Annotated in this window: 6 protein-coding genes; 4 read left to right on the forward strand and 2 right to left on the reverse strand. The window is 71.2% G+C overall.

From position 1 onward, the window contains the following. The 3 genes from ACTUAL_RS31415 to ACTUAL_RS31425 all read left to right on the forward strand — a co-directional run. Window positions 1-454, forward strand: a 454-nt coding sequence (locus ACTUAL_RS31415) for an aminotransferase class V-fold PLP-dependent enzyme (RefSeq protein ID WP_440902764.1), incomplete at its 5' end; no start/stop codon positions are given. Between the two features lie 58 nt (window positions 455-512). Next, the gene (gene lspA / locus ACTUAL_RS31420) at window positions 513-1,214 is read left to right on the forward strand and encodes a signal peptidase II (RefSeq protein WP_440902765.1); all 702 of its coding nucleotides are present in this window, start codon (window positions 513-515) and stop codon (window positions 1,212-1,214) included. Between the two features lie 44 nt (window positions 1,215-1,258). Then, window positions 1,259-2,143, forward strand: coding sequence for an RluA family pseudouridine synthase (locus ACTUAL_RS31425; protein WP_096498043.1), 885 nt, complete (start codon window positions 1,259-1,261; stop codon window positions 2,141-2,143). A gap of 120 nt (window positions 2,144-2,263) precedes the next feature. Here the strand turns inward: ACTUAL_RS31425 and ACTUAL_RS31430 are convergent, their stop codons facing one another. Further along, window positions 2,264-3,502: a multidrug effflux MFS transporter gene (locus ACTUAL_RS31430; RefSeq protein WP_440902766.1), complete on the reverse strand. Its 1,239-nt coding sequence runs from the start codon at window positions 3,500-3,502 to the stop codon at window positions 2,264-2,266. A gap of 358 nt (window positions 3,503-3,860) precedes the next feature. Then, entirely contained in the window at window positions 3,861-4,730 is an 870-nt protein-coding gene (locus ACTUAL_RS31435) for an AsnC family protein (protein ID WP_096496446.1), read from the reverse strand. Window positions 4,731-4,971: 241 nt separating this feature from the next. Here ACTUAL_RS31435 and dnaE point away from each other — a divergent pair, with 241 nt between their 5' ends. Then, window positions 4,972-8,502: a DNA polymerase III subunit alpha gene (gene dnaE, locus ACTUAL_RS31440; protein WP_096496445.1), complete on the forward strand. Its 3,531-nt coding sequence runs from the start codon at window positions 4,972-4,974 to the stop codon at window positions 8,500-8,502. Window positions 8,503-8,681 lie beyond the last annotated feature (179 nt).

The following is an 8,681-nucleotide window of genomic DNA, read 5'->3' on the forward strand; positions in this document are numbered from 1 at the left end:
GCTCGCCGTCGCCTGCGACGTCCTCGGCCGCAGCTGGAAGCGGGCCGTCGCGCACGAGCGGGCCCTGCTGGAGCGGCTGCGCGCGGGCCTGGCGACCGTGCCGGGCGTGCGCGAGCTGTCCCTGTTCGGCTCCGGGCAGGACCGGGTCGGCGTGGTCAGCTTCACCGTCGCCGGCCAGGACTCCGGCTACCTCGCCGCCGCCCTGTCCGCCGAGCACGGCATCGGCGTGCGCGACGGCGCGTTCTGCGCCCACGTCGCCGTGCACCGCCTCACCGGCGGCGAGCGCGCCCTGCGCGCCTCCCTGGGCCTGGGCTCCACCGAGGCGCACGTGGACCGCCTCGTCGCCGCGCTGCGCTCCCTCGTCACCGAGGGCCCCAAGGTCGCCTACACCCAGCGCGACGGCCGCTGGGAGCCCGCCGAGGACGACCGCGCCCTGCCGCCCTTCCTGGCCTGACCGGCCCCCGCACCGGCCTGACCGGCCCCCTCGCCGCGCGATGCTGGACAATGGCCGGGTGAGCACGGACCCCAACACCGAACCCGACGCCCCCGACGAGGTCGCCTCGCCCGCGCCGGAGCCCCAGCCCCAGCGGCGGGTCGTGCTGCTCGGCGTGATCGCCGCCGTCGTGCTGGCACTGGACATCGCCACCAAGGTGATCGCGGTCGCCGAGCTGGAGGGCAGGCAGCCGGTCGAGCTGTTCGGCGGGCTGCTCTACCTGCCGCTGATCCGCAACCCCGGAGCCGCGTTCGGCATGGCCGAGGGCTGGACGATCGTCCTGGCGATCATCGCGTTCGGCGTCGTCGGGTTCATCCTGTGGATCGCCCGCAAGCTCCGCTCGGTCGGCTGGGCCATCGGCCTCGGCCTGGTGCTGGGCGGCGCGCTCGGCAACCTGGCCGACCGGGTCTTCCGCTCGCCCGGCCCGCTGCGCGGCCACGTCGTGGACTTCCTGTCCGTGCTGGACCCGTGGGGCGGCTTCTTCCCCGTGTTCAACCTGGCCGACTCGGCCATCTGCGTCGGCGGCGGCGTGATCGTGCTGATGTCGCTGCTCCAGCGCGACTACGACGGCACCCGCTTCGAGAAGAAGCCCTCCGGCAAGACCGCCACCGCGGCGGGCACCACCACTGCGGGCGCCACCGCGGCGGGCACCACCCCCAAGACCACCGAGAACCAGACCGCAGGCGAGACCGCCGACGGCGGGAAGCAGGAACAGGCGTGAGCGGCGACTACCGGACCCTCCCCGTCCCCGACGGCCTCGACGGGATGCGCGTCGACGCGGGTCTCGCCAAGCTCCTCGGGCTCTCCCGAACGGTCATCGCCGCGCTGGCCGAGAGCGGCGACGTCGTGCTCGACGGCCGCGTCGCGGGCAAGTCGGACCGCCTGGTGGCGGGCTCCTGGCTGGAGCTGACCCTACCCGAGCCCGAGCGGCCCGTGCAGGTGCAGGCCGTGCCGGTCGAGGGCATGATCATCTTGCACGAGGACGACGACGTGATCGTCGTGGACAAGCCCGTCGGCGTGGCCGTGCACCCCTCGCCCGGCTGGACCGGCCCGACCGTGGTCGGCGGCCTGGCCGCCGCGGGCGTGCGCGTGTCCACCTCCGGCGCGGCCGAGCGGCAGGGCGTGGTGCACCGGCTCGACGTCGGCACCACCGGCGTCATGGTCGTGGCCAAGAGCGAGCACGCCTACTCGGTGCTCAAGCAGGCGTTCAAGGAGCGCACGGTCGAGAAGCTGTACCACGCGCTGGTGCAGGGCCACCCGGACCCGACCAAGGGCACCATCGACGCGCCCATCGACCGGCACCCCAAGCACGACTACAAGTTCGCGGTCATGGCAGGCGGCAAGCCCAGCATCACGCACTACGAGGTCGTGGAGGCGTTCCGCGCCGCGTCGCTGCTGGACGTGCACCTGGAGACCGGGCGCACCCACCAGATCCGGGTGCACTTCTCCGCGCTCAAGCACCCGTGCGTGGGCGACCTGACCTACACCGCCGACCCGGTGCTCGCCAAGCGGCTGGGCATGTCCCGGCAGTGGCTGCACGCCCGCACGCTGGGCTTCCACCACCCCGCCGACGGGGAGTGGGTCGAGTTCACCAGCGAGTACCCGGACGACCTCGCCCACGCGCTCAAGCTGCTGCGCTCCGAGAGCTGAGCTGAGCTGCGCGAGCTGACCGGCGCGCGCTGCGTGAGCTGACCGGCGCGAGCCGGCCTGCGACGCGAAGGGGGGCGCCCACCGAGACCGGTGGGCGCCCCCCTTTCGCGTTCCGCAGTGCTAGACCGCCGAAGCGGCCGGGCTCTGCTCGGCCTCGACGACCTCGGGCTCGTCCTTCGTGATGCCCTTGTCGCCCCTGGTCAGCACCAGGAACGAGGTCAGCGCCAGCGCCGTGCAGGCCGCCATGACCAGCGCCAGCGGCAGCACGCTGGTCGAACCGCCCGCGCCCACGACCGGCGCCATCAGCCCGCCCATCAGGAACTGCGACACGCCCAGCAGCGCCGACGAGCTGCCCGCCGCCTCCGGGTGCCTGGCCATCGCCAGGGTCGCCGCGTTCGGCATCAGCAGGCCGATGCTGCACGTGACCAGGAACAGCGGCACCAGGAACGTCACCAGGCCACCGCCCACCAGGCCCGCGACGACCAGGGCGATCCCGGCCGCCACCGCCGTGCTCAGGCCGATCCGCAGCAGGCCCCTGGGCATGATCCGGCCGGTCAGGGCCGTGTTGATCACGCCCGCGATGAAGATGCCGCCCGAGTTCAGCGCGAATACCAGGCTGAACTCCTGCGGGGACAGGCCGAACACGCCCTGCAGCACGAACGACGAGCCGGACACGTAGCCGAAGATCGCGCCCAGCGCGAACGCCGACGCCAGCACGTAGCCGACGAACACCCGGTCGGTCAGCAGGCCGCCGAACACGCGCAGCGTGCCGCCCAGGTCCAGCGGGCGGCGCTTCTCCGGCGGCAGGGTCTCCTTCAGGCCGACGGCCATCAGCACCAGCAGCACCACCGCGATGACCGCGAGCACGACGAACGTCGCGCGCCACGACGCGTAGCGCAGCACCTGCCCGCCCAGCACCGGCGCGAGCATCGGGCCGAGGCCGTTGACCAGCATGATCAGCGACATGAACTTCGCCATCGCCAGCCCGGAGAACCGGTCGCGGGCCACGGCCATGGCCACCACGAAGCCCGCGGCGACGCCGAGGCCCTGGAGCAGCCGGAACGCGGCCAGCGCGACCGCGCTCGGCGCCATCGCGCACACCAGCGACAGCACCACGTACGAGCCGATCCCGAACAGCAGCGGCTTGCGCCTGCCGATCGAGTCGGACAGCGGGCCGATCAGCAGCTGGCCGACGGACAGGCCGATGATGAACGTCGTCAGCGACAGCTGGATCTGCGACTCGCCCGCCCCGAACTCCTTCGCCATGTCGGGGAAGGCGGGCAGGTAGGCGTCGATGGACAGCGGGCCGAGGCAGCACAGCACGCCCAGCAGGGCGACGAGCTTCCCACGTCCTTGCACAGCAATAACCCCCGGATAGGTCGTCGATCGTCTTTGCGGCTCTGCGGGACGACGGTGTCCAAGGAGGTGGCTTCGACCCCACGGCGCTGCGCCAGGCGGGTTCGCCGCCGACGGTGGACAACGCCGGGGGAGCCGGTCTGCTTCCCGGAACGGACCACGAATTCCGGGAGTTCACCAGGTCGAGACGTGCCGGTGCGCCCGGCCGCGCGGCGGTCGGGCGGGTCGAGCGCGGGAACCAGCAGGTGAAACGGTGGGGACGGGCCCGAACCGAGGCTATCGCCGCAGGCGTTGTCCGATCGGGTGGAGCTCGTCGACCGCTCGGGTGAGCGGTCTCACGTCCTCCGCGCGGGGCCCGCGCTCAGTCCTCGACGGTCCAGACGAGCGTGTTCAGGTCGGCCTCGGGCCGCACGCTCCAGCGCACCGACGTGACCACCGTGCTCTCCGGCAGCACGTACACGGTGTGGCCGCCCGCCGTCTCACCCGGCTGCACGCCGATCTTGTGCGGCGGCCGGGAGGACAGCGACACCGGGGCCTTGGCCACGGTCTCGCCGGTGCTGGTGGTCAGCACCAGGTACATGTCGGGCAGCGCGTTGAACGGCACGTTCCCGGTGTTCGCCAGCTCGGTGTGCACCACGACGGCCCGCTCGCCGTCGGCCAGCTTGTAGCCCGCGGCGGTGAACAGGAAGTCGGCCGGGTCCACGACCTCGACCAGCTGGATCGTGAACCGGGCGCCCTCGAGGCCCTCGGTCTCCAGCACGCTGCCGATCTTGCCGGTGCGGGTCCTCGGCGCGGCCTGCTGCGGCTGGTCGCCGCGCGCCCACCCGGCCGTCTGCGGCGGGCCCCACGGGCTCGCCTCCTGCACCGGGAGCGGTCCCGACGGCGCGGGCTGCGCGGGGAACGGCTGGCTCGGCGGCCCGACCACCGGGTGACCGGGGTAGGAGCCGGACGGGGTGCCCTGGACCGAGCCGGGCAGCGGCAGCGGACCGGAGCCCGGCTGCGCGTACGGGCCGGAGTGCGCGCCCGGCTGCTGCGCCGGGCCCGCGTAGCTGCCCCACGCCATGCTGTTGGTCAGCGCCTTGCGGATGCCGTTCGGGTCGCACTCCACGCCCACCAGCAGCGGCAGCCCGCTGCCGGACAGGGTGATCAACCGCATGGCCGCTTCCCTGGGGTCCATGCCCAGCCGCGCGGCCACCTCGTGCACGGCGGCGCGGCCCATCTCCGCGATCACGGCAAGGAGACGGACATCTACTGGATCAGGGGCGACCACACCCCCGAACGCTACCCGCCCGGCGACGCGACCGCGTGAGTGGCCCGCCGCTGTGACCGGGGCGCGACCTGCGCCGGTGGCCCGGTGTGACGCTCGCGGGTTCGGCGCGGGCGGGCGGCCCGCCACCCGCCCGGCGTATAGAGTCGCTGAGGTCTCGCCCGCGCGTCGTCCGGGCCCGCTGCCGATCTTCATAGGGGGTTTGGTGTCCGACTCGTTCGCGCACCTCCACGTGCACACCGAGTACTCGATGCTCGACGGGGCGGCGAAGCTCAAGGACATGTTCGCCGAGTGCGAGCGGCTGGGCATGACGGCCGCGGCGATCACCGACCACGGCAACATGTACGGGGCCTACGACTTCTTCCGCCAGGCCACCGCCGCGGGCGTCAAGCCGGTCATCGGCATCGAGGCGTACATGGCGCCCGAGTCCCGGTTCAACAAGAAGCGCGTCACCTGGGGCGACCCCGGCCAGAAGGCCGACGACGTGTCCGCCAGCGGCGCCTACACGCACCAGACGATCTGGGCGCGCACCGTCGAGGGCCTGCACAACCTGATGAAGTGCTCCAGCCGCGCCTCCACCGAGGGCCAGCTGGGCAAGTGGCCGCGCATGGACGCCGAGCTGCTCGCCGAGCACTCCAAGGGCCTCATGGCCACCACCGGCTGCCCCTCCGGCGAGGTGCAGACCCGGCTGCGCCTGGGCCACGAGAAGGAGGCCTACGAGGCCGCGGGCAAGTGGCGCGAGATCTACGGCGCCGACAACTTCTTCGTCGAGCTGATGGACCACGGCATCGAGCTGGAGCGGCGGGTCCGCGACGGGCTGGTCGACATCGCCCGCAAGCTCGACATCCCGTTCGTGGTCACCAACGACTCGCACTACACGTACGCCGAGGACCGCGAGGCCCACGAGGCCCTGCTGTGCGTGCAGACCGGCAAGACCCTGCAGGACCCGAGCCGGTTCAAGTTCGACGGCACCGGCTACTACCTGAAGTCCCCGCAGGAGATGTACGCGATCGACTCCTCGGACGCGTGGCAGGAGGGCTGCCGCAACACGCTGCTGGTGGCCGAGAAGGTCGACACGACCGACATGTTCGCCTTCCAGAACCTGATGCCGCGCTACCCCGTCCCCGAGGGCATGACCGAGGCGGACTACTTCCGCGAGCAGGTGTGGGAGGGGATGCGCCGCAGGTTCCCCGGCGGCGTCGACGAGGTCCACACCAAGCAGGTGGAGTTCGAGATCGGCGTCATCCTGCAGATGGGCTTCCCCTCGTACTTCCTGGTCGTCGCGGACTTCATCAACTGGGCCAAGGAGAACGGCATCCGGGTCGGCCCCGGCCGTGGCTCCGCCGCGGGCGCGCTCATCGCGTACGCCATGGGCATCACCGACCTGGACCCGCTGGCGCACGGCCTGATCTTCGAGCGGTTCCTGAACCCGGACCGCGTCAGCCCGCCCGACATCGACATCGACTTCGACGAGCGCAGGCGCGGCGACGTCATCCGGTACGTGACCGACAAGTGGGGCGACGACAAGGTCGCCCAGGTCATCACCTTCGGCACCATCAAGGCGAAGGCGGCCATCAAGGACTCCGCGCGCGTGCTCTACGGCCAGCCCGGCTACGCCGTCGCCGACCGGATCTCCAAGGCCATGCCGCCCGCCGTGATGGGCAAGGACATCCCGCTGTCGGGCATCTTCGACCCGCAGCACAAGCGGTACGCCGAGGCGTCCGAGGTGCGCGGCCTGTACGACACGGACCCGCAGGTCAAGGAGATCATCGACACCGGCCGCGGCCTGGAGGGCCTGATCCGCAACGCGGGCGTGCACGCCTGCGCGGTCATCATGTCCGCCGAACCGCTGATGGACCACATCCCGGTGTGGAAGCGCCCGCAGGACGGCTCGATCATCACGCAGTTCGACTACCCGACCTGCGAGACGCTCGGCCTGCTGAAGATGGACTTCCTGGGCCTGTCGAACCTCACCACGATCGACGACGCGCTCAAGAACATGGCGATCAACGGCAAGGAGCCGGTCGACCTCGACAAGCTGGAGCTGACCGACAAGAAGACCTACCAGCTCCTGTCGAAGGGCGAGACCCTGGGCGTGTTCCAGCTGGACGGCGGGCCCATGCGGGACCTGCTGCGGCTGATGCGCCCCGACAACTTCGAGGACATCTCGGCCGTGGGCGCGCTCTACCGCCCCGGCCCGATGGGCGCGAACTCGCACACGAACTACGCGCTGCGCAAGAACAAGCTCCAGGAGATCACGCCGATCCACCCGTCGCTGGCGGAGGCGCTGGAGGACATCCTCGGCACGACCTACGGCCTGATCGTGTACCAGGAGCAGGTCATGGCGATCGCGCAGAAGCTGGCGGGCTACACGCTCGGCCAGGCGGACCTGCTGCGCCGCGCGATGGGCAAGAAGAAGAAGGAGATCCTGGACAAGGAGTTCGCGGGCTTCGAGGCGGGGATGCTGGCCAACGGCTACCCGGCCGACGCGATCAAGACCCTGTGGGAGATCCTCGTCCCGTTCGCCGACTACGCCTTCAACAAGGCGCACTCGGCCGCGTACGGCCTGGTCTCGTACTGGACCGCGTACCTGAAGGCGAACTACCCGGCCGAGTTCATGGCCGCGCTGCTCACCACGAACTCCGACAACAAGGACAAGTCGGCCATCTACCTGGCCGAGTGCCGCCGGATGGGCATCACGGTGCTCCCGCCGGACGTCAACGAGTCCGAGCGCGAGTTCGTCGCGGTCGGCGAGGACGTCCGGTTCGGCCTGGGCGCGATCCGCAACGTCGGCGCGAACGTGGTCGACGCGATCATCAAGGCGCGCAAGGAGAAGGGCCGCTTCACCGACTTCTCCGACTTCCTGCGCAAGGTCGACGCCACGGTCTGCAACAAGAAGGTCGTGGAATCGCTGATCAAGGCGGGCGCCTTCGACTCGCTGAACCACCCCCGCAAGGGCCTGCACATGGTGCACGTCGAGGCGGTGGACGCGATCATGCTGACCAAGAAGGAGGAGGCGCGCGGCCAGTTCGACCTGTTCGGCGACGGCGGGGACGACGGCAACGGCAGCGTCTTCGACGTGCGCATCCCCGAGGAGCACTGGGAGTCCAAGCACCAGCTGACCCTGGAGCGGGAGATGCTGGGCCTGTACGTGTCCGGGCACCCGCTCAACGGGGTCGAGCAGGTGCTGGAGTCCTACTCGGACGCCTCCATCGCCCGCATCCTGGAGGGCGACGTCGCGGACGGCACGCAGGTCACGCTCGGCGGCATCCTCGCGTCGGTGACCAGGCGGGTCAACAAGAACGGCGAGCCGTGGGCGTCGGCGATGCTGGAGGACCTCGCCGGTGGCATCGAGGTGCTGTTCTTCCCCAAGAGCTACGTGGTGCACGGCATGTCCGTGGTCGAGGACGCGATCGTGCTGGTGAAGGCGCGCGTCGCGAAGCGGGACGACCGCATCTCGCTGATCGCCAACGACCTGGTGGTGCCGGACCTCGCGGAGCTGGGCAACCAGGCGCTGAGGTTGAAGCTGAACGCGTCGCGCTGCGACCCGAAGCTGGTGACCTCGCTCAAGGAGGTGCTGTCGGCACATCCGGGGACGACCGAGGTGCACCTCAACCTGGTGATCAACAGCAGTCGGCAGACGCTGCTGAAGCTGGACGACGCGCTGCGGGTCAACCCGACCCCGTCGCTCAAGGGCGACCTGAAGGCGCTGCTCGGCCCGGGCTGCCTGGGCTGACGGCGGGCGCCCGGCGAAAAACCGCCGGGCGCCCATGTCCCCGCACGAGCGCCCCACGCACCAGCGAGCTCACCGCACCGCCGGGTTCACCGCACCGCCGGGTTCACCGCACCGCCGGGTTCACCGCACCGCCGGGTTCACCGCTTCGCGGGCTGCGGGGCGAGCGCAGCGAGCCCACG

It is taken from the genome of Actinosynnema sp., from assembly GCF_052038725.1.

Bases quoted from the DNA above. Each gene is read 5' to 3' on its own strand.
- ACTUAL_RS31425 (WP_096498043.1), top strand. From the start codon at position 1,259: ATGCGCGTCGACGCGGGTCTCGCCAAGCTCCTCGGGCTCTCCCGAACG.